Here is a 23,385-nt window from a genome sequence, read left to right on the forward strand (position 1 = left end):
AAGAATCGCCGTGATGAACACTGCCCTAGGCCAGTTCTTGCAGCTTTTCTTCCAGTTTGGTGACGCCGGCGCGGAAGGCGTCGATATTGGCGTCGTTTTCAGTTTCTGCCTTGGCTAAACGCTCGCGTGCTTTGGTTAAACGGTTTTGCAGGGATTGAATCTGCTCGGCGCGTTTTTCCTCATCACTCATACTCGCCATGGCAGCTGCCTTGGCTTTTGCTTTTTCAATCGCGGCTTGCGCTGCGTTTTGCTCTGCGCTCGCAGGTTCAGCAGTTACTGGCGCAGCGGCAACGACCGGCTCGTCTTTAATGCCCAATGCCTTGAGTTCAGCCAGCGCTTCCGTAATTTTTTGCTGCAGCTTTTCGGCGCCTTGTTGTAAGGCATCCAAATTGGGGCTGCCGTCGGCTTTGGCGGCGGCAACTTTCTCTTCGGCTTTGGCCAACCGTGAGCGCAGGGATTCCAGATTTGCGCGCGCTTTGTCTTCCGGTGACATGGTCAGTTTTGCCTGCGCGCGGGCAATCGCCGCCGCGACGGGATCATTAGGGTCTACTGCCGGTGCGCCCGCCGCTGGAGCGGCGGTGGTGCCGGGTTCGATGCTGGTAGTGACGGAGTTATTGGCAACAAACTCGGCCAGTTTCTTTTCCGCCTCTGCAACTTTTTGCTCGGCTTGTTTGATGCGCGCCTGCTGTTTAACCAGCTGTTCTTCGGTAATTACCGGGTTGGTTTTGTTCGGAACCAAGGTTTTTTGCGCAAACTCCAAGCCATTTTTGGCCGCGTTAAGCAGGCGCTCCAGCTTGGCTTTTTCTTCTTCACTGGAAGCCTGCGTCGCACCCACTTTAACCACGGCTGCGGTAATGACATCAGTAGCCGCTGCCGGATTCTTCGCCGCCTCAGCCGCTTTTTCGGCCAGTTTCTTTTTGGCTTCTTCCGCTGCCTTTTGACGTGCTAGACGTTTGGCTTCTTTTTCGGCTTCTTCTTTGGCGATGCGCTGCTGGCGGAATTCAAAACGCTGACGCGAACGATCCGATTTCTCCTTCTCGATCTCGTGCAGGCGAATAGTGCCCTTGGCGGCGCGATAGTACTGCACCAGCGGAATAGTGCTGGGGCAAACGTAAGAACAGGCGCCGCATTCAATGCAGTCGAACAGGTTGTGCGATTCGAGCCGATCAAAATCCTCCGCCTGTGCATACCAGAACAACTGTTGTGGCAACAGGCTTGCCGGGCAGACCTCGGCGCACATGCCGCAGCGAATACAGGCTTGTGCGGGTTGTGGTTCAGGCAGTTCTTGGGTGCTGGGCGCCAGAATACAGTTGGTGGTTTTGATTACCGGCGCGGCCAAATCCAGCAGGGTAAAGCCCATCATCGGCCCCCCCATGACTACCCGCGATGCTTGTTTCAAGTTAAAACCGTGCTGCTCCAGCACATAGTCGATAGGTGTTCCCAACAGCACATTGATATTGCGCTGGGTTGTTAATGCCTCACCGACTACCGTAGTAATGCGCGAAATGAGCGGCTCACCAAAACGCACAGCGCGCCAGGCGGCAGCGGCGGTGGCGACATTCACACAGATAACCCCCACATCGGCCGAGTGATGGCCGCTGGGAATCTCCCGCCCGGTCAAAATTTGGGTCAGCTGTTTGGCACCACCGGAGGGGTACTTGGTGGGAATCACCACTACCTGAATATTGGCGGCTTCGCTGCGCAGGGCTTTGGCGCCAGCAACCGCAGCTTTTACCGCAGCAATGGCCGTGGGTTTGTTGTCCTCAATGCCAATCAGCAGGTTTTTGGGGTGATGCAAAATATGACTCAGCAGCAAGGTTCCGGCGACTAACTCCTGCGCCTGGGTTTGCATCAGCATGTCATCGGCGGTGATGTAAGGCTCACATTCGGCACCGTTGAGGATCAATGTGTCGATCACTTGCGTCGATTTGGGTGCAAGTTTTACGGCAGTGGGGAAACCTGCGCCCCCCAAACCTGCCACACCGGCCGCGCGGATTTTATCCAGCAGTTGCAAGCGATCCAGCTGTAGGTAGTCTTCACAGGGAGTTAGTTGAACCCACTCGTGTTTGCCATCCGGTTCAATAATAACGGATTCACTGCTCATGCCGGACGGATGTGGAATCGCACGTGATTCAATGGCTAATACAGTCCCCGAGGTAGACGCGTGGGTATTGGCGCTAAAGGTGCCATCGGCGATACCAATCAATTGCCCGGCGAGCACGCGCTCACCCACTTGCACAATGGCGCGTGCGGGGGTGCCCATATGTTGGTTTAGCGGAATCACCAGAAACGGAGGCAGGGGAATTTCGCCCAGCGGCAATTGCAGGGATTGGCTTTTGTGTTGGGGCGGGTGAATACCGCCCGGTAATTCCCAGACTTTGATCAGGCTTGTCATCTATGCAGATTTCTCGTCGTCAATGCGGCGCTTAGGCAGCTTTTTCACCGTCGGGCTTGTCGCTATTTAGCGCACTACCACGGCCAAGGTCAGTGGCAATTACATTCGTTTCCAAAGGAATTACCGGGACTTCCTGGGCGATCACATGGAACACCGGTTTTTGGTTGGTGGCCGGTAGATCCCACTTCCAGGTTTTCAGGTCAGTTTCAACCGGGATCATATCGATACAATCCACCGGGCAGGGCTCCACGCACAAGTCGCAGCCGGTGCATTCATCGGCAATCACTGTGTGCATGTGTTTGGCGGCGCCGAGGATTGCATCCATTGGGCAGGCCTGAATACATTTGGTGCAACCTATACATTCGTCTTCGCGGATAAAAGCGACACGTTTCACGTCCAAATGTTCGCCGTGTTCCGAGTCCAGGGAGGGAGCCTCTACATCCAGCAAATCCGCCAAGGCATTAATAGTTGCCTGACCGCCGGGCGGACATTTGTTGATGGCTTCACCGTTAGCGATTGCCTGGGCGTAGGGGCGGCAGCCGGGGTGGCCGCATTGACCGCATTGAGTTTGCGGCAACAGCGCGTCGATCTGCTCGACGATGGGGTCGCCTTCCACTTTGAATTTGACTGCAGCAAAACCCAATACCGCGCCAAATAGCGCCGACAGGCCGCCGAGTGCAATCAGGGCGCTGAGGATAGGGTTCTGGAAAATAAATTCGATCATGAATGCCAGACTCGTCAGTTATTGCAGGCTTACCAGCCCGCCAAAGCCCATAAAGGCCAGTGCCATCAAACCGGCAGTGATCATGCCAATCGCCGCGCCTTTAAAAGGCACCGGCACATCGGCCACCGCTAAACGCTCACGCATCGCGGAAAACAATACCAACACCATCGCAAAACCGAGGGCGCCGCCAAAACCATACATTGTGGATTCAAAAAAGCTGTGGGCTTTTTGCGTGTTCAGCAAGGCAACACCGAGCACGGCGCAGTTCACAGTAATTAGCGGCAGAAACACGCCAAGTACGCGATAGAGCAGCGGGCTGGTCTTTTCCATAAACATTTTGACGAATTGCACCACCGCCGCGATTACCAAAATAAAGGCGATAGTGCGTAAATATTGCAGCTCCAGCGGCGCCAGCACCCAGGTGTCCACCAGATAGGTACAAATAGAAGCGAGGGTCATTACAAAGGTAGTTGCACCCGCCATGCCGATGGCGCTCTCCAATTTATTGGATACGCCCATAAACGGGCAGAGGCCGAGGAATTGCGCCAATACAAAGTTATTCACCAGCACGGTACTGAGCAAAATGATTGCTAATTCGCTGAAACTCATGATGTTTGTCCAATGAAGGAAAGCCGCTGAAGTGAATGCCCGGAGTCAAAGGGCTGCGTATTATCGGCAAGTAGAGAGGCATTCTCAATAAATAAAGCGCTAAAGGTTTAGCTTGTTTGTTTATATCCTTATGACGGGAGCTCCTCCCCTTTAAAAAAGGGGAGGTTGGGGGGATTTACATAACCCGTTGGCCCGGCTTTGCGCCAGCATGCGGTTCCAGCAAATAAATTTCCTTATCACCTGGGCCAGCGGCCAGCACCATGCCTTCGCTCATACCGAACTTCATTTTGCGCGGCTTGAGGTTGGCAACTACTACAGTTAGCTTGCCGACCAAGTCTTTCGGGTCGTAAGCGCTTTTGATGCCGGAGAACACGTTGCGGGTTTCGCCGCCCAAATCCAGAGTTAAACGCAACAGTTTGTCGGAACCCTCTACATGTTCAGCGTTGGCGATCAGGGCTATACGTAAATCCACCTTGGCAAAATCAGTAAAGTCGATTTCAGCGGCGATAGGTTCAACGTCTGAGGTTTTCTCTTCCGCTTTTGGCGCAGCAGTCGCCAAGGCTTCTTTACTGGAATCGATCATGGCATCTACCTTGTCTTTTTCAATGCGGGTGAGCAGTGGTTTGAACTCGTTGATCTTCTCACCGGCACGGAAACTGATCGGCGCATTCCAGCTCAGGGTTTCGCCCAAAAAGGCTTCAGCATCGGCGGTCAGCGCGGGTAATACCGGCTTCAAATAAGTCAGTAAGGCACGGAACATATTGATACCCAGGGTACAAACCGCTTGGGTTCGCGCTTCGGCACCGGCCTGTTTGGCCAGCTTCCACGGTTCTTGGGTAGCGATATATTCGTTGGCGGCATCGGCCAACGCCATAATTTCGCGCATGGCTTTACTGTAGTCGCGAGTTTCGTAGTAATTGGCAATAGTCTCGCCGCCATCCACAAATTTTTGCCACAAGTCAGCATCGGCAATCTCGTTGGTCAGCACGCCACCGGCGTTATTGATGAATTTGGCAGTGCGGCTGGCGATATTCACTACCTTACCCACCAAATCCGAATTCACGCGCTGAATGAAATCTTCCAAATTCAGGTCGATATCATCAACATTGCTGGTGAGCTTGGCGGCGAAGTAGTAACGCAGGTATTCCGGATTCAAATGATCAAGGTAAGTGCGCGCATTGATAAAGGTGCCGCGCGACTTGCTCATCTTGGTGCCGTTCACGGTGAGGAATCCGTGCACACAGATTTTGGTTGGCGTGCGTAAATTGGCGGAATGCAACATTGCAGGCCAGAACAGCGCGTGGAAATTCACTATGTCCTTGCCGATAAAGTGATACACCTCTGCAGTGGAGTCTGGCTTCCAGTACTCATACCAATCTTCGCCTTTCTTATCGAGCAGGTTTTTCAAGCTGGCGATATAACCGATGGGCGCATCCAGCCATACATAAAAATACTTGCCGGGTTCACCGGGAATTTCAAAGCCGAAGTAGGGCGCATCGCGGGAGATATCCCAAGATTGCAAACCGGCGTCGAGCCATTCGGCCATCTTGTTGGCCACTTCATCCTGCAAATGACCGGCGCGCGTCCAGCCCTTCAGGAAATCACTGAATTCAGGCAGGGTAAAAAAGAAGTGTTCGGAGTCTTTGGCAACAGGTGTTGCACCAGAAATCGCCGATTTGGGATTGATCAAATCCATTGGTGAATAAGTCGCGCCGCACTTCTCGCAGTTATCGCCATATTGATCTTCGGTTTTACATTTCGGGCAGGTGCCTTTGATGTAACGGTCGGCGAGGAACAGCTGCTTTTCCGGATCGTAAGCTTGGGTAATGCTCTTGCTGGCGATATGGCCATTGGCCTTCAACCGGCCATAAATCATGTTCGAAAGTTCGTGGTTTTCAGTGCTGTGCGTTGAATGGTAATTATCAAAGGCGATATTAAACGCAGCGAAATCCGCCTCATGCTCGGCTTTTACATTGGCGATTTGCTGCTCGGCCGAGTGACCCAACTGCTCGGCTTTGAGCATGATCGCTGTGCCGTGGGCATCGTCGGCGCATACGTAAGTGCAGTCCACACCGCGCAGTTTTTGGAAGCGCACCCAAATGTCGGTCTGGATATATTCCACCAAATGGCCGAGGTGAATAGCACCATTGGCATAGGGCAGGGCGCTGGTAACTAAAATCTTACGAGCAGGATTGTTGGATGAGTGAGTCATGGATAAAAACCTGTCAACGCTGAAATCTGGAGCTGGCAGCAGCCAGCCGAAAAAATGGGGCGCACTATAGCATTTTGTGCTGCAGCTGTGGCGCGACTAATCCTGATCGTAGGGTTTGTATTCAATCGCGGTGATGTAAAACAGCTCTTCCCCCTCTGGTTTTTTCAGCACAATTTCATCGTCCAGGCGCTTGCCGAGCATGGCTTTGGCGAGCGGTGAATCCATACTGAGTTTTTGCCGCGCGACATCAAATTCGTCGGGGCCGACGATTTGGTAAGTTTTTTCATTGCCGTCTTCATCTTCCAGAGTCACCCAAGCGCCAAAAAAAACTTTGCTGTGGTCTTCGGGTAAACGATCAACCACCGTGAGTACTTCCATACGCTTGGATAAAAAACGCACGCGCGAATCAATTTCACGCAGGCGACGTTTACCGTAGATGTAATCGCCATTTTCACTCCGGTCGCCGTTTTTGGCGGCTTCGTGCACTACCTGGGTGACTTGGGGGCGTTCTATTTTCCATAGCTGGGTAACCTCATCTTTCATGCGTTTAAAACCGGCGGCGGTAATATAGGCTGAACCTTTTGCACTGGGTGGGCGCCAACGTCCCATGACTTCTCTCCAACAATCAATGGTTACTAAAAACAGTGTGATAAAACGCTAACTCTTCATTGAGTGCGCGTTGCATATTGTGCGCTTGGCGAAAGCCGTGACCCTCTTCTTCAAAGGTTACGTAGCGGGTCATTATGCCTTTTTCTTGTAGTGCAGCGACCATGGCTTCTGCTTGTGCCGGTGGTACGACTTTGTCTTGCAGCCCCTGCAAAAAAATCACCGGGCAATTGAGTTGTTCTATGTGATAAATGGGTGAGCGGTCGCGATAAATCTTTTGTTGCGCGGGGTATTCACCCACCAGCGAATCCAAATAATGCGCCTCAAATTTATGGGTGTCGCGCGCGAGGGCTTCCAAATCGCCTATGCCGTATAAACTCGTACCGGCTTTAAACACATCGCCAAAAGTCAGGGCGGCGAGCACGGTATAACCGCCAGCGCTGGAGCCGCGAATGGCAACTTTATTTTTGTCGATGCGCTGCTGCGCCACCAAATAATCCACCCCGCTGCACACGTCGATGACATCGGTGATGCCCCAATTATTTTTTAACCGGTCGCGATATGCTCTGCCGTAACCGGTGCTGCCGCGATAATTCACATCCAGCACCGCAAAACCGCGGCTGGTCCAAAATTGGATTTTTAAATTAAGCGAGGTCTCGGTGGCGCCGGTAGGGCCGCCATGACACATCACCAACAGCGGCGGTAAATTAGCTGGCGCAATTTTATAGTCGGCATTGGTCGGAGCGTAAAAAAATCCGTGCGCAGTTTCGCCATCGCGCGTGGGAAAAGTAATTGCTTCGGCTTGGGAGAGGTAGCGACTGTCCAGTGCAAATTGAGTGTTATGTAGCGGCGCGCAAACACCTGAGTGATAGTGTCCTGATTCATAAAACCACAGCTGCGCCCCCTGGGTTACCGTTGCGCCGAGAAAATAAGCCTGGCCTTTGTTTTCACTGTCTCCATTATTCATGGCTTGGCAACACACAGCAGAAATATCGCGCAGGGGTTGTGCAATTTGCTGCAAGGTTTTTTGCGCGATATTAATAACGCCCAATTGCCACACGCCTTGCTGGCTAAAACAGCAAAAAATTTCACTCGCGGATAAAAAACCGTAAGTGCTCATGCCAAACACCCATTGCGGTGTGGCGAATTCGGCATCGAGTGCACAAATGGCTTCGGCCTCTGCACCCGTCCAGCGATAAATATTCCACCAGTTGCTGCGATCCGACACAAAAAATAATTCGCCGGCCGGTGACCATTGCGGCTGAAAAATAGATTCATTATTTCCGCCGGCAATTGCCACGCTCCTAATAATGTCACCCTGCGCATTTAATTGGGCGATAACACACTCCGTGTTATCCCAGGGCATATGGGGGTGAAACCAGCGCAAAAAACTGAGTTGCTCGCCGTTGGGTGACAAGCGCGGGTTGGAATAAAAATCGGCGCCGGAAACCAATACCTCAAGCTGCACATTATCCAGCGGGATAGCGATAATCTCACTGGTAGGATGCTGGTTATCACTGCTGCAATTCTCGCGTATTGCCAGCAGGCGGTTGCGTTTTGAGTCAATACAAAAATCGGCGTAGCGATAAGCGCCTTCCGGGGTCAGTGCACGGCTGGTTTGAGTGTGTAAATCGTAGGCGTAAATGCGTTGGTCGCTATCCAGCACATAAAAAATCACATCGGCGGTGGCCAGGTAGGGCGCGCCGCCGTATTCCTGAATGCGGGTGCGAATGCTATGGGGGGCGGGCAGTAAATCACGGCGCTCGCCCTGTTTTTCACACACCAACACACTGCGGCCTTTTTCCTGCGGGCGGCTTTCCAGCCAGTAAAGTGTATCGCCCACCGCTTGCGGGTCGCTCAAGCGTATACCTTGACTGGTGAGCAAGTCGGCGGTGATAGGTGATGGCCAATGGCCGTAACTGGGCTGGGTCATAACATCTGCAATCCATTTAATAACGGGCGTGGGAGTGGGGCATTTTGCCCGCCGGATGCCGGCAGGGGAAGGCAGACCTTTTATTTACTTGAGGTGGATGGTATTTACCGGGCGTTGGGTTTTATTTATGTGACCGTTGGGCTTTAATGCGCGCATTAATCAGGTACTGCTATGACTTCCTCTGCCCCTATTTTCTCGCCCGCAGCACTGCGCGCTTATTTGCCGGATAGCGGTAATAGCGCAGACGCGGTCTATTGGGTGGGTTTTAGCGGCGGGTTGGATTCTACCGTGCTGCTGCATGCGCTAGTGCAATTACAGTTGCCGGTAACTATTCGCGCGCTGCATATCAACCACCAAATTTCGCCCCATGCCGATCAGTGGCAGGCTCGGTGCGCAGTAATTTGCGCGCAGTTGGGTATTGAATTTACGGCAGAAAAAGTCAGCGTTATCAACAGCGGTAAAGGTATAGAAGATGCCGCACGCGCAGCGCGCTACGCAGTATTTGAGAGCTATGCGGGCGCGGGGGATTTTCTGCTCACTGCCCATCACGCCAACGATCAAGCCGAGACATTACTGCTGCGCTTATTGCGCGGTACCGGCCCGCGTGGGCTGGCAGCAATGGCTGTACAGCGCCCCTTGGGCCAAGCGACGCTGGTACGACCACTGCTGAATTTTTCGCGCGCGCAATTGGAAAGCTATGCCCGTGAACATCAGCTGCAGTGGGTGGAGGATGAAAGCAATCAGGATGATGCTTACGACCGCAACTTTCTGCGCAATCAGGTACTGCCGCTGCTGGCGATACGCTGGCCGGGATTTATGCGTAAATGGCAGCAGACTGCTGAGCTTTGTGCCGAACAGGAGTTGCTGTTAGAGGCTATTGCGCAAGAGGATTTGGCCGCTGCTGCGCCGCGCGCCGCGCGCATCGGGCAGAGTATTGATCTGGCTTTTTTGCGCGCGTGTGCGCCGGCGCGCCAGCAAAACCTGCTGCGCTATTGGCTGCGCAGCGACGGTTGCAGCACCCCTGAGCAAAATCATTGGCAGCAAATCCAGGCGCAGTTGTTACAGGGGCGAGAGGACGCCGAAGCCAATGTGACTTGGGGCGATGTATCGCTGCGGGTCTTTCGCGCGCGTTTGTATTTGCTGCCCGTACCATTACCAGAAATGGCGCTGACATTGATCGAGACGAGTGACAATCAATCGCTCCGTTTGAAAATGGGTTTACCCAATCTGCATATTCGCACCCGGGTGGGCGGCGAGCGCTGCAAACCGGCCGGGCGCAACCACTCCCAAACCCTGAAAAAATTGTTGCAGGAATACAGTTTGGAACCCTGGCTGCGCGAGCAGTTGCCGCTGGTCTATAGCGGCGATGAACTGGTAGCGGTGGGGGATTTATGGGTTTGTGATGGGGTTGTGGCAGGGTGTGATGAAGCCGGTTATCGATTGGTGTGGACGGGTGGTGCGGAATAGTCGCTCAATTCAAGTCATACGAGTTGCCCTGCAGGCGCTTGACCAATAAAAACGGGATGCATCAGCATCCCGTTTTTACGAAGGGCAGTTAATTACTTAGTAGAGATAGACTGCACCTGAGGCTTCGAGGTTGTTGTCGCTCTGATCCAGACCTGCACTGCTAGCGGCTGAACTGGTACTGGCGCCGCTGGAGGCAGCAACGGAGGTGTAGCCACGACCCGATTCGCGGTGCGCGCCAACCAACATATTTTTACCGTCGCCCGAGAGTTCAACATTCAACCCAAAGCGATCACTGGCATCAGGGTTGGATGCTTTTACATAACTCTTTTGTGACCAAACGGTATTGTTGCGGGTGAATACAAACACGGCGCCGGCATCCGCTTTGCTGGTATCACCTTCGTCGCCATTAATACCGGTGGCGTAGCTGCTTTCACGGAATGAACCCACAGCCAGGATATTGCCGTCGTCAGACAGGCTTACACTATTACCAAATTGACCACCGCCGTTTATCTGGATGCTGTAAGTCACACTGGTAACGGCTACCAAACTGATACCAGTGTGTTTGGTTAGTGTTGAAGGTTTAACGATTGCTTCTTGCGACCAACTTTCGCCCGACTTGGCAAACACATAGGCTGCGCCGGTATTGGCAAATTCAATATCTTGTGCGACATCGCCATTAATAGTTGTTGCTTTGCTCGCATCACCAGGTGCACCGATCACCAGGGTATTACCATCGCCAGAAACATCCACGCTGGTGCCAAAGGCAGTGTACATATAAGTGCTGGCAGGTTTTAAGTAGGCTTCCTGATTCCACAAGTCTGCTGTGCGCTTAAAGACATAAGCTGCACCGTTATCAATTACGCCGCGCACTTGGTAGCGACCCGCTTCTTCGCACTCGGCGTCAATCACATAGGCGCCTTCGTTGAAGTAATAGCAAGAGTTCTTGGATTGATCGCCATTAACACCGGTTGCATTACTATCTTCACTGATTGCGCCAACCACCATGGTATTGCCATCGGTAGACAGGGCAATGCTCACACCAAAGGCGTCGTTTTGTTCCGCATTGGATGCTTTAACATGGGACTCTTCCTTCCAGCCATTCTCGCCTAAACGGAAGGTATAGATCGCACCTGAAGCTGAGCCACCGCGATAGCTGCTACCGGCGGAAGAGCTGCTTGAAGTAGTGCTGCTGCTTGAACTGCTGGTGCTGCTGGTAGATGAGCTGCTGGAGGGGTAAAACTCCAAACACGCCAGCGATGACATACTGCTTGAAGCGTTAAAGTTGAAAACGCCGCTTCTACTGATGAAGTCCTCAGACGTGCCCACCGCAAGGGTTTTACCATCACCGGAAAGTGCTAGCGATTCTCCAAAACGTAGCGCAACCGCTGATTGGGCAAAGGCGTGAAGTGTAGAGAAAATCGGTTTTACATAAGCATCTTGTGTCCAGGTGCCTGCGCTGCGGGTAAAGATGTAGACCGCTCCAACATCAAGAGTTCTTGCTGCCAGCAAATTACCAGTACCGCCTGAGGAAGCGGCAGAGCTGATGACCTGTTCATAATTGTCCTGATTACAGTTGACGCCATAAGATGGGCTGTCTTCCAATAAGGCCGATACTGCCAAGGTATTGCCGTCGTCAGACAATGCCACACGGTAACCAAAACGATCATTCGGCAGCACGCGAAGGCCATTTAAATTAGGCTGCTCGGTATTGGACGCTTTGAGGTAGGCCTGCTGTACCCAAAGCCCATCCTCTTTCACAAACACATAAACTGCACCGGCATTTACTATTTCGTTGTTGGTTTGATCACCATTAATACCAACCGCTTTACTGTCCTCTGCAGGCGCGCCAATCGCCATGGTCATGCCATCGCTTGAGAGGGTAATACTCCAACCGAACCAGTCAAATGAGCCGGTATTGGAGGCTTTGAAATAGCCGATGGCTTTGATCATTTCGGTGGCGGTAAATGTCATGTCCGAGCGCTGGCTGCAGTCGTCCGCAACACAGGCATCCACCCAATAACGGGTATTTACCCAGTCGTGAATGTGTACGCCAATTTCATCGCTGGCACTGGTGGTGGTGATGTTGTCAGCTAACAGCACTGCGCCGTTTTCAGCGTCTTGTTTGTAAAGTTTGTAGTGGGTTGCACCTTCTACCGCGCTCCACTGAAAAGTGAGTACTTTGGGGCTTTGTGCTTCCACTTTTACGCTGGGCCAAATGCCTGAGCCATTGGCTGGTACGGAGGCACTGCTAAAGCTGCTGCGCAGTGATGAGCTGCTGCTAATAGAAGAGCTGCTGGCTGATGATTTGTTGTCGCTTCCGCCGCCACAGGCAGTGAGCAAAAATGAACCGGCTGCGAGAGAGAGCAGCAGGGTGGTGCGCTGTAATAGCGGGGATAAACGATCAATATTCATTCAGCGTGTTCCTGAGGTTTAAAACTGGTCGGTGATTCTGTGTGTCGCGGCGCTTGGTGTCAATCAAATCGCCCGCATTTAGGCTTGGCTGCTTAATAAATAGAAGCCGCATAGAGACCGTGAAAACAGGCAATTGGTTCAGTGATTTTATGCGGTGTTAAATCTAACGAACTTGGGTGGGGTGAGTTGTTAGCAATTGTGCGAGTGAATGGCGCCCTGTGAGTGTGCGGGCGCCATGTAGCGGGAGGGCAGGTTAAAGCGTTTTCAGGTATTCAACCAGTGCCAAACGCTGTGCATGGTTGATAGGGTTTAGCTGGCGCATTTTGGGTTTGCCTTGTGCATCCTTCAATGGGCGCCCCTGTGCATCCAGAATAAATACCGGCGTCACGCCAGCGGCATATTCATGACCTTTATTGGAGTTGCTAGGCAGGCTGGTATCAAACACAAACAAGTCGGGGTATTGCGCCGGGTCACGCCCTACCATACCTACTTTTACTGGGTCCAGTTCGCGCACCCCTATCGTAAATTTGTTGGGGCGACAGGTTTTGCCACTGATGATTTCAGCATCACTGCAGCTGGGCATAAACAGTTCATACAAGCTGGGCACTGAGCCGTTGTGTAAATAAGGTGCTGTAGCCCAAATGCCATTGAGCGGGCGCGCTTTGTAAGCAGCGAGTGTGGCGGGGTTGTTTTTGTTGACGATTTCAAAGTCCAGATGCCGCTCGGTCTTTTTAATCGGGTTATCGCCGATGGAAGTCACCAAGTCATAGAGTTTCTCCGCCCAGCGGCGGATAAACGTTTTATCGTGATCCGGCTCCAGCAAAACTCCCTCAACTGCTGCACTCAGGGCAGGTAAGACCGGCGTATTGGCGCTAAAACGCGGCGAGCGGGGATCGAGCGGTTTGATTTTGTCGCCTTCAAAGTAGCCGCTTTTGCCAGTGTAGTTGAGTGCATTCATCGCCATGTATGGATCAGTACCGATGGTTTGCAGGCTGGCAAATTGAGATATCACACGTCGTTTGGGGTCGGTGCGGTCAATGGCTTCATGACAGGTGTGGCACTGGTATTCAATAAATATCTCCCTGCCTTGCTCGGCCAAATGCTGGTTAATGGCAGGCAATACATTTTGCTCGGCCAATTGTTGCCAGCTGGGCGACCACAGACTTTCAAGGTGACGCTCCATACGTGTCAGGTTGCGCACTACTACTGAGGAGCGGTAGCCCAGATCACCTGGCTTTTTATCCAGATCAAACTGTGCAAAGACACCGAGTGCTTCGCCCGTATTGCGCCCCAATGGCCCTGCTAATTCGTTATCTCCCACACCGTTCCACTGCACAAAGTCGTGCTGTGGGGTATCCCATAAATAGGGGTAGCTCACTGGTGCACTGGCGGGATTGAAGTTGGGTTCTTTGGGGGTGAGGTGGGCGAGAATACGGTTGTAAATGCGCCCAAAGGCATCGAGGCGCCCGTAACCATAAGCGACGCTTTGATTGCCGTGGCGCGGCTCATTGATCTGGTTGTAATGAGCGATTTGCGCGGCGACCTCGCTCAGCTCCACACGAAGGGCTTCTTGATCGGCGGGATATCGGGCTTTTAATACGTTTTTCGCAAGCCGCTCAAATTTGGCTGGCTCGTCGAGGCTGGTATTCAGCGCGGCAGACAAACTCTTTAGCATCTTTTCCATATCTGCCAGCGTTGCCCCACCGTCAATGCGTATGGCTGCGCCCTGATAATTGATCTGGCTGGTATGGCAAGCTGCGCAAGTCAGGCCAATATAATTTTTGCCGAGATGTTCATCTTTTACCCAGCCCACCGGCAGTCCATCCGGGTTGGCGAGTGAGGCCGATTGGGGCAGGTAACGCAGGCGATTCATATGCTCATCGCTGCGGAATAATTGTTCGCTGTCAGATACTTCCAGATGCAGGAAAATATCGTAGGGGATCAGGTTGGAGCCTTGAGTGACATTGTAAAACCACAGGCTTTGGGCTGCGCTCCAGTTTTGTTCGGGGTAAACCACCTGCTCGGCGCTATCGCCAAAGCTATCTGTTGTAGTCGCTTTGGCGTAGCGGTCGCCATCAACCAAAACCCCTTGGGATAAATAACTACAACCTTGAAGCAGTGTGAATAAAGCGAGGGTTGCCCCCCATAACAGTCGTGCAGAAGCACTGGTGAAGGTCGTGATCATTCCTTTCAAATCCTGATGGTAGTTGTGAACTGTCGTTGTGAACTGTCGTTGTGGAAAAACGTGCAATAAAAAGTGAATGGGTAAGAGCAAAAAACACACGCAAAAGAATCGCTAAAAAGGCCTTATGGTTAAGGAACTATTCAGTATTCCAACAGCCTTAGCTAAGAACTTTATCAGATTGTACCCAGACGGGCGAAAGCGGTGAGGTGAATTTGTCACTGCTGCTACCAAGAATCTGGCAATAAAGTAACAAAATCTTTGCGGGTGTGAACGGGGTGGTGTGACAGCAAGCTTTTGCTTGAACTGTAACAAATTGTGCGTAGACTGCCGCCTCGCCGCGTAGAGGGACGCTTTTATTAGAACCGGGTGGCGAATAATCAACCAGTTTTCGGCCAACGTCGTTGTGGCGGAAAACCATAAGAACGCAGCGGGATCTTTTATGGTGATGAACTCTTTTTTTGTCGATACAGTGTTAAATAACCGCCTTGGGCAACCGGTAAGTCTGAGCGTTTGTCATCTGCAATTTCAAGGCCGCGATTACGTAATGGTGGCCGCGCCTACCCAACATGCTTCCAGTTTCGTCGGAAAAAATGCTGAACCCTTTGCGTTTCAATTGCGCGAGCGTTTTGAGTTGGATGCGCGCCGTTTTGAATTAGTGGAAGTGCGTGAAACAGCGGATGGCCTTCATTTGTATCGCTGGCGTTTTGAGTGGGTGGGTAATTCACCGCTTTCAGCGCGCAGTGAAGAAATTGTCTCACCGGTACTGCGTGCTGCTTTATTAGACGTTATTGAGCCTGCTCCCGCTGCGATCGCTTGAGCTGGTTGTTTGGAAACTACGCTTAAGTATCAATGGTTATCGGCGTCTCTTTGCGCCACAAGCGTTGGCGCGGCAGCTGGGTTAGTTGCGCCAATAATGTCTGCTTGTGCTCCTCGTTAGTAAACCAGTAATAGTCCTGACTACTTTTAGGTTTAAGCCAGCCACGCATTTCGCCCATATATTCGAGAGTTAATGTGGGCATACCCATCTTGCGATCAAAATTAAAACTGTGGTTCCAGTGCACTAATAAATCGCGTTTGGCGATGGCTAGCGCTAACGCCGGAGTCTCTGCACTGATAGGTTTGCAACTGATAAAACCAATCACTGGTTCAGCATTGTCGTTATCAATGCGTGAAGCATTTTCAAAAAAAATATCTTCGCCGGAAAGTACAACTTTGTAGTAGGTCATGATCAACTAATTTAACTCAATCCAATTCTGCATCGGTATTTTGGTGAATAGGTGTTGCCGAGGGTAGTTGTTGAAACAATTTATTAAAGTGCTGTTGCACGCGCGCAATATTCATCTCTGACATGCTGCTCGAAAATCCAAACCAAACATACAGCCCGTTCAGGTTTTTAAACATCGGTGGCAAATGTTTTGGAGCGACAATCACCCCATCCAAATAGCGTTCATAGAGCAGCGGTAAATCATCCAGTGTGACTTTGCCGACAAACAGCATTGGGATAATTTCCGGTACACCGGATTGAATCGCGCTGCGAATAAAGTTTACGTTTTCAACAAATCCTTTTACGTAGGAAATATCTTTGGTGAACACCGAGCCGCCGGTTAAGGTGCCGCCGCGAAACACGCGTTGGGTGACGCGATAGCTGTCGTGCTCACTAATGCCGCGCTCTAAAAAGTAGCGATAGACTTCGCAAAAATCGGCGCCTTGCTCGGCTAAATCCACCGCGACAACCCGGTCGCTAATGCGTCGTGCACGCTGCGGAAAAGAGCTGAAGGTCAGCGTTTCCAGCAGTACAGCCATGCCTTCCTGAATTGCAGTAATTCGCGGCGATCCAACACTTAGCCAGGTTGCCCAAGGCTGTTCACGGCCGTTCAGGGTGGTGCCGATGTGAACCCAACCTTCATGCACTTCCAGCACCTGGATATCCAGCTCGGAAAACAGCGAGCGGCGATTAATTTTAATGCAGTCGCCACCGGCAGACGCGTCGGACACTATGTCATCGCTTATCTGCACTCGCACTTCACCGGCGCCAAAATAATCACGCATGCGCCCGCTGAGCATAGTGACTGCATCTTCAGCATTGATGTGATTGGTGTAAGGGCGGTTTAGGTGCTCGACGGCTGGCAGCGAAAAAATATGGCACAAACGCTCACCCATTTGGCGCAGGGTTTTGCGATCGCCGCGAATATTGTCACTCGCCGAACCGTAGAGTTGTTTGCTGAAATGGCCGAACTGTTGGGTGCCGCGCGCGCGCAACAGCTCAATCACAATTTGGTATTGATCAATGGTGGCCTGCAGGATTTTGCCCAGCGCATCATGGTGCCCCAATTGGCGACGCACATCGCTTTTCAATTCTTTCAGTAGTTGACTGACATTGCGTGGATCAAATGCCAGTGCTTGGCGCTGATAAAAATCCGCCTCCAATCCAGGCAGTTCTCTACCTTGTTCGGCACGAAAACGCTGTTCGATTCCTGCTGGCCACTTGATGGCATCGAGGATACGAATGGGTTTTTGCAGGGAGACCAGGCGCGTTGAAAGTTGTTTCAATCGCTCCAGATAAAGTGAATCGGTCATAGTCGGAATGCCACAAAAGGGGGCAGCCAGGTGCCGGGCGCAGACGGCTTTGGAACGGCGCGCATTCTAGCCGTTTGCAGGTGATTTGTGGCGAGTATTTATACCTCGCCACGACACCTCTGGCATAGCGGTGGATAAATCGCCAAAATGCACAGGGTTTAACGTTGGTTAGCTAACAGAGGAATGGGTTTATGCCGTTTGTGGCGCTGGAAAAATTACATCAGCTTTACGATGGTTACCGCAAAGCCTTTACACTGGATGGCCAGCCGCTACTGTTACTGCAGGAGAACGGCAAAACCCTGTTGATCAAAAATAGCTGCCCCCATGCTGGTGCTGCGCTCACCTATGCAACGTGTACTGGCAATGCGATCCGCTGCCCCCTGCATGGCATGGAGTTTGATTTGAGTAGCGGGCGCTCCGCTAATCCCACGTGCAGTCAGCGATTGCAATTTATCCCGCTAATTTATGAAGGGAACATGCTTGGGGTTGAAGCAAGTTCTTACTGAGTTTTTAAGCAACAATAAATTATTAACCACAAAACAATGAGTTATTCACTACAAGGAAAGCTATGGCGCGTTTAATTATGAAATCCCTGGTGGTGCTGGTATTGATGATCGGCATTGGCAATTATTTGGTTTATCTCAAAACCGGGCAGATGCCGCTGCGCGATATGCATGCGCGTATGGGCGATGATTGGCTAGCCGATCTGCGTGAGTTGCTGTCCGATAAGTTGTCACCGAATCAGTTGGCAGCCGATGCCAAAGAAGCCATGGAAAGCGTGTCTGACAAGGTATCTAAGCCGGAAACACCTGCGCCCACCAAAGTCTATAAATGGACGGATGCAAACGGCCAAGTACATTTTGGTGATAAACCCCTCGCCAGTGACGCCGAGCAAATTGAAGTCGATACGCGCAATGCCATTTCTGCGCCCGAGTCTTCCGGTTGGTCTAAGCCCGAACCCACATCCGAACAAGTGGCTACCGATACCTCATCGCCGCTGGAAAAAGCTCGCGCCGCGGCCGAAGCAATGAAACAGCGCGTACAACAACAGGAGCAGGCGCAATAGCCCGCAATGAAAATATTCTGGCGCACCACTTGGCGAGTTCTCAAATGGCTAATCTTATTGGTGTTGGCCTATCAGTTATGGTTTTTCGCCCATATTCTTGTGTGGAAATGGGTGAATCCGGGTGCGACGAGTTTTATGTCGATTCGGCTGGATGAGCTGCGCGAGCAAAATTCCAAGGCAGAGTTGAAACATCAATGGGTAGATTATTCGCACATATCCTCCCATCTCAAACGCGCAGTAGTGGCCGCAGAAGATGACCGTTTTATGCAGCATCAAGGTTTTGATTTGCGCGGGATAGAACAGGCGCTGAAAAAGAATCAACGCAAAGGCAAATCCGTCGCCGGGGGGTCATCCATTACCCAGCAGCTTGCTAAAAACTTGTTTTTATCACCGTCTCGCTCTTACCTGCGCAAAGGGCAGGAGGCGGTTATCGCACTCATGATTGAGCTGCTGTGGGATAAGCGCCGCATTTTGGAGGTGTATTTAAATGTGGTGGAGTGGGGCAATGGCGTGTTTGGTGCTGAAGCAGCCGCGCGTCATTACTATCGTGTTCCTGCATCGCAGATAGGGCCATCGGCAGCGGCGCGCATGGCGGTTATGTTGCCCAATCCCCGTCAATATGAAAAAGCCATGCCCGCATGGGTGATCCGGCATGCCTCTCGCGTGCAGGCGCGGATGCGTAATTCGCAGATTCCCTAAGCTGCCCCCTTTAAATTCGTACACCCGCAACCATATTTGCCGGCGCGCGGTTCTTGCGCCGTTCTTGTATGGTGCGGTTCTCGCCGCACGGGTTTTGCGTTACAATCGCGACCCTTTTGGGGTCTTGGTATCCTGTTTAGCTAATTGTTGTAACTATCTTGTTGTAACCGAGGTGATAGACGTGCCTATTTATGAATACCAATGTGAATCTTGCAGCCATAACCTTGAAGCCCTGCAAAAGTTGAGTGATGCCCCCTTGGTGGATTGTCCCGCCTGCGGCAAATCCAGCCTCAAAAAACAAATTTCAGCCGCTGGTTTCCGCTTGTCGGGCGGCGGCTGGTACGAGACCGATTTTAAATCGGGCAAGAAAAAGAATATCGCTGGCGATGCGGGCAGTTCTGGCTCTGGGACAACTGCTGCCAGCTAAACCGGTCAAGCTTAACCTTGGGGGCGACAGATGTCGCCCCCAAGGTTCATAGAACACTTTCATACAAATACTTTACTTATAAACATCAGGAACTCGCTATGCGCAGCCAATACTGTGGCGCTTTAAATGCCTCGTTTATCGATCAAGAAGTGACCCTCTGTGGATGGGTTGATCGTCGTCGTGATCACGGTGGTGTGATCTTTATCGACCTGCGCGACCGCGAAGGTATTGTGCAAGTGGTGTTCGATCCGGATGCAAAAGAGAATTTTGCCCTGGCGGATAAAGTGCGCGGCGAATACGTATTGCAATTGACTGGCAAAGTGCGTGCCCGTGCGCCGTCCACCGTTAACCCGAATATGGCAACTGGCGAGATCGAAGTTTACGGTACTGCGCTGACTATTCTGAACGAAGCGGAAACCATGCCTTTCCCATTGGATTCATACTCCAACGTGGGTGAAGAGACCCGTTTGAAGTATCGCTTCCTCGATTTGCGCCGCACTGAAATGCAGAAAAACCTGCGTTTCCGCAGCAAAGTGACCAGCGTGATCCGCAACTATCTGGACCGCAACGGCTTCCTCGATGTTGAGACTCCAATCCTGACTCGCGCTACGCCAGAAGGTGCGCGCGATTACTTGGTGCCATCGCGTACTCACGACGGTAAATTCTTTGCGCTGCCGCAATCGCCCCAGTTGTTCAAGCAGCTGTTGATGGTGGCTGGTTATGACCGCTACTACCAAATCGCCAAGTGCTTCCGCGACGAAGACTTGCGTGCTGACCGTCAGCCGGAATTTACCCAGATCGACATCGAAACCTCATTCATGTCGCAAGACCAGATCATGCAAATTACCGAAGGCATGTTTCGCGAATTGTTCAAAGATTTGCTTGGCGTAGAGTTTGCCGCAATCAATCACATGCCGTTCTCGGAAGCGATTGCCAAATACGGTTCAGACAAGCCGGACATGCGTATCCCGTTGGAGCTGGTTGATATCAAAGACCTGGTTACCGAAGTGGATTTCAAAGTCTTCGCCGGTCCAGCTAATGATCCAAAATCCCGCGTTACTGCACTGAAAGTTCCCGGCGGTAATGAGAAGTTGACCCGTAAACAAATCGACGATTACACCAAGTTTGTTGGTATCTACGGCGCTAAAGGTTTGGCGTACATCAAGGTCAACGACAAGTCTGATCTGGAAGAAGGTTTGCAATCACCCATCGTGAAAAATTTGCCAGTGCCAGTGCGCGCGGCCATTTTGGATCGCGTTGGTGCTGAAAACGGCGACCTGATTTTCTTCGGCGCTGACAAACATAAAGTAGTCACCGAAGCCTTGGGTGCACTGCGCTGCAAACTGGGTGCAGATCTTGAGTTGTACACCACGCAGTGGGCTCCACTTTGGGTGGTTGATTTCCCGATGTTTGAAGAGGATGACAAAGGCGGCTGGACATCCATTCACCACCCGTTCACTTCACCCAGCTGTACTCCAGAAGAGTTGGTTGCAAACCCAGGCGCGGCCTTGTCCCGTGCTTACGATTTGGTACTGAACGGTACTGAGTTGGGTGGTGGTTCGGTGCGTATCCACTCATCGACCATGCAACAAGCGGTATTTAAAATCCTTGGTATTTCACCGGAAGAGCAACGCGAAAAGTTTGGCTTCCTGCTCGACGCACTTGCCTACGGCGCACCACCACACGGCGGTTTGGCGTTCGGTTTGGATCGTCTGATTATGTTGATGGTGGGCGCAAGCTCAATCCGTGACGTTATCGCTTTCCCCAAAACTCAAAGCGCTGCCTGTGTGATGACAGATGCACCTGGCACGGTAGACGAACTGCAATTGCGGGATCTGCACATCCGCTTGCGCAAGAAAGAAAAAGCAGTAGTTGCCGAAGATGCCCCCGAATACGGCATGTAACTTTTGTTGATCTGAAAAGGGTGGGCATTGCCCGCCCTTTTTTATTCCCCCATGTTAATAATCTGCAAGTTGGAGCTGTGCAATGGCCGGACATTCCAAATGGGCAAACATGAAACACCGCAAGGCGCGTCAGGACGCCAAGCGTACAAAAATATTCACCAAAATTATCCGCGAATTAACCGTCGCTGCCAAAGGTGGAGCGAATCCCGCCGACAACCCGCGCCTGCGCGCGGCGGTTGAAAAAGCTTACTTAAACAATCTCAAAAAAGACGTGGTCGAACGCGCTATAGCCCGCGGTGCCGGCACCAACGAATCCGATGCTTACGAAGAGCTGACTTATGAAGGCTACGGTGTAAACGGTGTCGCCTTTATCGTTGAGTGCATGACTGATAATCGCAACCGTACCGCAGGTGATGTTCGTCATGCGTTTGACAAAAAGGGCGGCAATCTCGGCACTAGCGGTTCTGTTGCCTACCTATTTGCGCGCAAAGGCCAAATCAGTTTTGAGCCCGGTATCAACGAAGACGCTTTGATGGAAGCTGCACTCGAAGCGGGTGCTGATGATGTGGTGATTAATGATGACGGCTCGGCCGATGTGATGACAGCCTTCGAGGATTTTTTCCGCGTAAAAGATGCGCTCGCCAGCGCTGGGTTAACCCCAGTCTCGGCTGAAATTACCCAGATTCCCTCGCTCACAGTCAATCTCGACAAAGAGGCCGCCGAAAAAATTCTTGCCTTGATTGACGCACTCGAAGATTTGGATGATGTGCAAAACGTCTATACCAATGCGGATATTGCCGAAGAAATTATGGAGCAGATTGGTTAACTCGTATCTCCTTGGTACACAAAGTCGCCATGTCGTATTGCTGTCGTATACAAAACGATAGATATAGCGAAATCTGGCGGCTTTTAATCAAAGCGAGGCAAGTGTCATGGATATGAAAATCAATCATAAGTTACTCCGTCGGCAGCGCGAACAGCGTGCCTGGACTCAAAATCAGCTCGCCGAAGTTGCCAGCTTGAGTATGCGTACAGTGCAACGCATAGAGCGCAATGGTATTGCAGCCAAAGAGTCTGCCATGGCGTTGGCGAGTGCATTGGATATGGACTTGGCCGACTTATTAATACAATCAAATTCAAGCTCCACTCGGCACACCAGTAATAGCCGCTGGTGGGGGTTGGTGGGAATTCTTACCTCATTAATCGTTTCTCTGGGGTGGTGGTCAACAGCAGCAGCTGAACAGGTGATGATTAATTTATCGGTAAAGGCAGAATCTGGTGCCAGTACCGAGGGTGAAATGCAATTCCTGAATGAGCTGGGGGCGCAGAGCGAGGTAAGGTTTAATCAGCAATTTCGCTTGCTTTTAACAGCTGTTCGCCACAATCAGGGGTTGCTGTTGTCGACAGAAATATATGATTTCATTGATGGCGATTACCTATTGATTTCGTCCCCCTCCATCCTGATTGCGGATAACGAATTGGCCGCAATCCATGTGGATACCCATTCCAGCGGTCGGTTGCAGCTGAGCTTTAAATCTGATTTTTAATTTCACCCTTGCACCTACAGATATTGCATGCAACACTGCGCCATAACTACTGTATATAGATACAACCTATGGCGCTTATCCTCGGTATAGACCCCGGCTCCCGCAAAACCGGATTTGGCATTATTAATGTCATCGGTAGCAAGCAGGAATACATCACCAGCGGCGTTATTCGTATGAAGGATACGGATGAATTGCCCGCACGCCTCAAAGTCATCTTCGATTCTCTGACCCACATCATTGAGCAATATTGCCCACAGGAAATGGCGATCGAGCAGGTGTTTATGGCCAAAAATGCGTCATCTGCATTGAAGCTGGGACAGGCACGTGGCGCAGCGATTGTTGCCGCTACCGCGCTAAATGTACCGGTTTCAGAGTATGAGGCGCGCAAAGTGAAACAATCCGTAGTGGGTAATGGTGCGGCCGATAAACTGCAGGTGCAGCATATGGTGAAAACATTGTTGCGCTTGCCCGCCGCACCGCAAGAAGATGCGGCCGATGCATTGGCTGTAGCCCTTTGCCATGCCAATACTCGCGATCACTTAATTCGTATGGCGGGCTCGTCCAGTTTCCGTCGTGGACGCATTGTTTAACATTTGTCTATTGAATCGAGAATACAAACAAG

20 protein-coding genes are annotated in these 23,385 nt (G+C 51.7%); 10 read left to right on the plus strand and 10 right to left on the minus strand.

Going from position 1 to position 23,385, the window contains the following annotated elements:
• Positions 1–25: 25 nt before the first annotated feature.
• The 6 genes from rsxC to D0B88_RS09235 form a co-directional block, all read right to left on the minus strand.
• Positions 26–2,395, minus strand: a complete 2,370-nt coding sequence (gene rsxC, locus D0B88_RS09210; protein ID WP_007644162.1) for an electron transport complex subunit RsxC — start codon at positions 2,393–2,395, stop codon at positions 26–28.
• A 31-nt stretch (positions 2,396–2,426) separates the two neighbouring features.
• Complete coding sequence (gene rsxB, locus D0B88_RS09215; RefSeq protein ID WP_007644161.1) at positions 2,427–3,119, minus strand: electron transport complex subunit RsxB; 693 nt, start codon at positions 3,117–3,119, stop codon at positions 2,427–2,429.
• An 18-nt stretch (positions 3,120–3,137) separates the two neighbouring features.
• Positions 3,138–3,728, minus strand: a complete 591-nt coding sequence (gene rsxA / locus D0B88_RS09220; protein WP_007644160.1) for an electron transport complex subunit RsxA — start codon at positions 3,726–3,728, stop codon at positions 3,138–3,140.
• Positions 3,729–3,903: 175 nt separating this feature from the next.
• Complete coding sequence (gene metG, locus D0B88_RS09225; protein ID WP_151056692.1) at positions 3,904–5,940, minus strand: methionine--tRNA ligase; 2,037 nt, start codon at positions 5,938–5,940, stop codon at positions 3,904–3,906.
• A 96-nt stretch (positions 5,941–6,036) separates the two neighbouring features.
• Positions 6,037–6,549, minus strand: coding sequence for a transcription elongation factor GreB (gene greB, locus D0B88_RS09230; protein ID WP_151056694.1), 513 nt, complete (start codon positions 6,547–6,549; stop codon positions 6,037–6,039).
• Between the two features lie 16 nt (positions 6,550–6,565).
• Positions 6,566–8,479, minus strand: coding sequence for a S9 family peptidase (locus D0B88_RS09235; protein ID WP_151056696.1), 1,914 nt, complete (start codon positions 8,477–8,479; stop codon positions 6,566–6,568).
• A 171-nt stretch (positions 8,480–8,650) separates the two neighbouring features.
• On the opposite strand from D0B88_RS09235, the gene tilS reads away from it, so the two are divergent.
• Positions 8,651–9,946, plus strand: a complete 1,296-nt coding sequence (gene tilS / locus D0B88_RS09240) for a tRNA lysidine(34) synthetase TilS (protein ID WP_151056698.1) — start codon at positions 8,651–8,653, stop codon at positions 9,944–9,946.
• Between the two features lie 96 nt (positions 9,947–10,042).
• Here the strand turns inward: tilS and D0B88_RS09245 are convergent, their stop codons facing one another.
• Together D0B88_RS09245 and D0B88_RS09250 are read right to left on the minus strand one after the other, a co-directional pair.
• The gene (locus tag D0B88_RS09245; RefSeq protein ID WP_007644153.1) at positions 10,043–12,358 is read right to left on the minus strand and encodes a membrane protein; all 2,316 of its coding nucleotides are present in this window, start codon (positions 12,356–12,358) and stop codon (positions 10,043–10,045) included.
• A 253-nt stretch (positions 12,359–12,611) separates the two neighbouring features.
• The gene (locus D0B88_RS09250; RefSeq protein ID WP_225318622.1) at positions 12,612–14,543 is read right to left on the minus strand and encodes a di-heme-cytochrome C peroxidase; all 1,932 of its coding nucleotides are present in this window, start codon (positions 14,541–14,543) and stop codon (positions 12,612–12,614) included.
• Between the two features lie 439 nt (positions 14,544–14,982).
• Between D0B88_RS09250 and D0B88_RS09255 the strand changes: the two genes are divergently transcribed.
• On the plus strand, positions 14,983–15,360 hold the full coding sequence (locus D0B88_RS09255; protein ID WP_151056699.1) for a hypothetical protein: 378 nt from the start codon (positions 14,983–14,985) through the stop codon (positions 15,358–15,360).
• A 22-nt stretch (positions 15,361–15,382) separates the two neighbouring features.
• On the opposite strand, the gene D0B88_RS09260 is transcribed toward D0B88_RS09255, so the two are convergent.
• Together D0B88_RS09260 and D0B88_RS09265 are read right to left on the minus strand one after the other, a co-directional pair.
• Positions 15,383–15,769, minus strand: coding sequence for a hypothetical protein (locus tag D0B88_RS09260; RefSeq protein ID WP_151056701.1), 387 nt, complete (start codon positions 15,767–15,769; stop codon positions 15,383–15,385).
• A gap of 16 nt (positions 15,770–15,785) precedes the next feature.
• The gene (locus D0B88_RS09265) at positions 15,786–17,120 is read right to left on the minus strand and encodes a flavohemoglobin expression-modulating QEGLA motif protein (RefSeq protein WP_007644148.1); all 1,335 of its coding nucleotides are present in this window, start codon (positions 17,118–17,120) and stop codon (positions 15,786–15,788) included.
• Between the two features lie 191 nt (positions 17,121–17,311).
• On the opposite strand from D0B88_RS09265, the gene D0B88_RS09270 reads away from it, so the two are divergent.
• The 8 genes from D0B88_RS09270 to ruvC all read left to right on the plus strand — a co-directional run bounded on the left by D0B88_RS09270 (position 17,312) and on the right by ruvC (position 23,353).
• On the plus strand, positions 17,312–17,626 hold the full coding sequence (locus tag D0B88_RS09270; protein WP_151056703.1) for a Rieske (2Fe-2S) protein: 315 nt from the start codon (positions 17,312–17,314) through the stop codon (positions 17,624–17,626).
• A 62-nt stretch (positions 17,627–17,688) separates the two neighbouring features.
• On the plus strand, positions 17,689–18,186 hold the full coding sequence (locus tag D0B88_RS09275) for a DUF4124 domain-containing protein (protein ID WP_151056705.1): 498 nt from the start codon (positions 17,689–17,691) through the stop codon (positions 18,184–18,186).
• Between the two features lie 6 nt (positions 18,187–18,192).
• The gene (mtgA, locus tag D0B88_RS09280) at positions 18,193–18,885 is read left to right on the plus strand and encodes a monofunctional biosynthetic peptidoglycan transglycosylase (RefSeq protein ID WP_151056707.1); all 693 of its coding nucleotides are present in this window, start codon (positions 18,193–18,195) and stop codon (positions 18,883–18,885) included.
• Between the two features lie 181 nt (positions 18,886–19,066).
• Positions 19,067–19,312 carry an FmdB family zinc ribbon protein gene (locus D0B88_RS09285; protein ID WP_007644144.1) on the plus strand — a complete coding sequence of 82 codons (246 nt, stop codon included), beginning with the start codon at positions 19,067–19,069 and terminating at the stop codon, positions 19,310–19,312.
• Between the two features lie 98 nt (positions 19,313–19,410).
• On the plus strand, positions 19,411–21,216 hold the full coding sequence (gene aspS, locus D0B88_RS09290) for an aspartate--tRNA ligase (protein ID WP_151056709.1): 1,806 nt from the start codon (positions 19,411–19,413) through the stop codon (positions 21,214–21,216).
• Positions 21,217–21,298: 82 nt separating this feature from the next.
• Positions 21,299–22,042 carry a YebC/PmpR family DNA-binding transcriptional regulator gene (locus D0B88_RS09295; protein ID WP_151056711.1) on the plus strand — a complete coding sequence of 248 codons (744 nt, stop codon included), beginning with the start codon at positions 21,299–21,301 and terminating at the stop codon, positions 22,040–22,042.
• Positions 22,043–22,154: 112 nt separating this feature from the next.
• On the plus strand, positions 22,155–22,763 hold the full coding sequence (locus D0B88_RS09300; protein WP_191966551.1) for a helix-turn-helix domain-containing protein: 609 nt from the start codon (positions 22,155–22,157) through the stop codon (positions 22,761–22,763).
• A gap of 68 nt (positions 22,764–22,831) precedes the next feature.
• Positions 22,832–23,353 carry a crossover junction endodeoxyribonuclease RuvC gene (gene ruvC / locus D0B88_RS09305; protein ID WP_007644136.1) on the plus strand — a complete coding sequence of 174 codons (522 nt, stop codon included), beginning with the start codon at positions 22,832–22,834 and terminating at the stop codon, positions 23,351–23,353.
• Positions 23,354–23,385 lie beyond the last annotated feature (32 nt).

Origin of the sequence: Cellvibrio sp. KY-YJ-3 (assembly GCF_008806955.1) — a bacterium.
GTDB lineage: Bacteria > Pseudomonadota > Gammaproteobacteria > Pseudomonadales > Cellvibrionaceae > Cellvibrio.

Coding starts and splice junctions, on each gene's coding strand:
- D0B88_RS09265 (WP_007644148.1), bottom strand. CDS start 17,120: ATGACCGATTCACTTTATCTGGAGCGATTGAAACAACTTTCAACGCGC.
- D0B88_RS09245 (WP_007644153.1), bottom strand. CDS start 12,358: ATGAATATTGATCGTTTATCCCCGCTATTACAGCGCACCACCCTGCTG.
- greB (WP_151056694.1), bottom strand. CDS start 6,549: ATGGGACGTTGGCGCCCACCCAGTGCAAAAGGTTCAGCCTATATTACC.
- D0B88_RS09255 (WP_151056699.1), top strand. CDS start 14,983: ATGGTGATGAACTCTTTTTTTGTCGATACAGTGTTAAATAACCGCCTT.
- rsxC (WP_007644162.1), bottom strand. CDS start 2,395: ATGACAAGCCTGATCAAAGTCTGGGAATTACCGGGCGGTATTCACCCG.
- D0B88_RS09300 (WP_191966551.1), top strand. CDS start 22,155: ATGAAAATCAATCATAAGTTACTCCGTCGGCAGCGCGAACAGCGTGCC.
- tilS (WP_151056698.1), top strand. CDS start 8,651: ATGACTTCCTCTGCCCCTATTTTCTCGCCCGCAGCACTGCGCGCTTAT.
- rsxA (WP_007644160.1), bottom strand. CDS start 3,728: ATGAGTTTCAGCGAATTAGCAATCATTTTGCTCAGTACCGTGCTGGTG.
- D0B88_RS09250 (WP_225318622.1), bottom strand. CDS start 14,543: ATGATCACGACCTTCACCAGTGCTTCTGCACGACTGTTATGGGGGGCA.
- mtgA (WP_151056707.1), top strand. CDS start 18,193: ATGAAAATATTCTGGCGCACCACTTGGCGAGTTCTCAAATGGCTAATC.
- ruvC (WP_007644136.1), top strand. CDS start 22,832: ATGGCGCTTATCCTCGGTATAGACCCCGGCTCCCGCAAAACCGGATTT.
- D0B88_RS09275 (WP_151056705.1), top strand. CDS start 17,689: ATGGCGCGTTTAATTATGAAATCCCTGGTGGTGCTGGTATTGATGATC.
- D0B88_RS09295 (WP_151056711.1), top strand. CDS start 21,299: ATGGCCGGACATTCCAAATGGGCAAACATGAAACACCGCAAGGCGCGT.
- rsxB (WP_007644161.1), bottom strand. CDS start 3,119: ATGATCGAATTTATTTTCCAGAACCCTATCCTCAGCGCCCTGATTGCA.
- D0B88_RS09260 (WP_151056701.1), bottom strand. CDS start 15,769: ATGACCTACTACAAAGTTGTACTTTCCGGCGAAGATATTTTTTTTGAA.
- metG (WP_151056692.1), bottom strand. CDS start 5,940: ATGACTCACTCATCCAACAATCCTGCTCGTAAGATTTTAGTTACCAGC.
- aspS (WP_151056709.1), top strand. CDS start 19,411: ATGCGCAGCCAATACTGTGGCGCTTTAAATGCCTCGTTTATCGATCAA.
- D0B88_RS09235 (WP_151056696.1), bottom strand. CDS start 8,479: ATGACCCAGCCCAGTTACGGCCATTGGCCATCACCTATCACCGCCGAC.
- D0B88_RS09270 (WP_151056703.1), top strand. CDS start 17,312: ATGCCGTTTGTGGCGCTGGAAAAATTACATCAGCTTTACGATGGTTAC.